At 76.9% G+C, this 523-nt stretch carries 1 protein-coding gene; it reads right to left on the reverse strand.

Annotation, left to right across the window (positions count from 1 at the left end; translation table 11 throughout):
* Positions 1-523, reverse strand: a 523-nt coding sequence (locus ACYVE7_RS35585; RefSeq protein WP_460371123.1) for a hypothetical protein, incomplete at both ends; no start/stop codon positions are given.

The following is a 523-nucleotide window of genomic DNA, read 5'->3' on the forward strand; positions in this document are numbered from 1 at the left end:
TGCACCTGGCCGCGGGCGCGCAGCACCCGCGCCTGGGCGGCGGCGTGCGCGACGGGATCCTCCTCGGCGCCCTCCTCGCCCGCGGCGTCGAGATCACCGACCGACATCCAGATGCTGTAACGGGCGAACTCCAGCAACGCGCCGACCTGCGGGTCCTGCAGGGCCCAGGAGCCGATCAGGCCGAGCCCCTGCCGGACTTTCTCCAGCCCGGCGCCGGCCTGGCCGGTGAGCGCCGCGGCGACGGCCTCGACCGAGGAGATCCTGGCGGCCGTCAACGCGGGCGCCGGAGTGACGGCCGCGGCGTCGTCGGCCAGATCCAGGGCCTCCCGGCTGGACGCGCGGTGCAGCGCCGCGAACGCCTTCTCCACCATCAGCCGCTGGCGGGCCGCCGGCAGCGTGACGGTCTCCAGGGCGATCGACAGCACCCGGTCGGCCTCCTCGGGCCGTCCCAGACCGTAGGCGAGGTTCGCGGCACGGGCGCAGGCGAGCGCCGCCCGCGCCTGGTCCTCGGGCCGACGCGGCG

This window comes from Actinocorallia lasiicapitis (assembly GCF_054778695.1).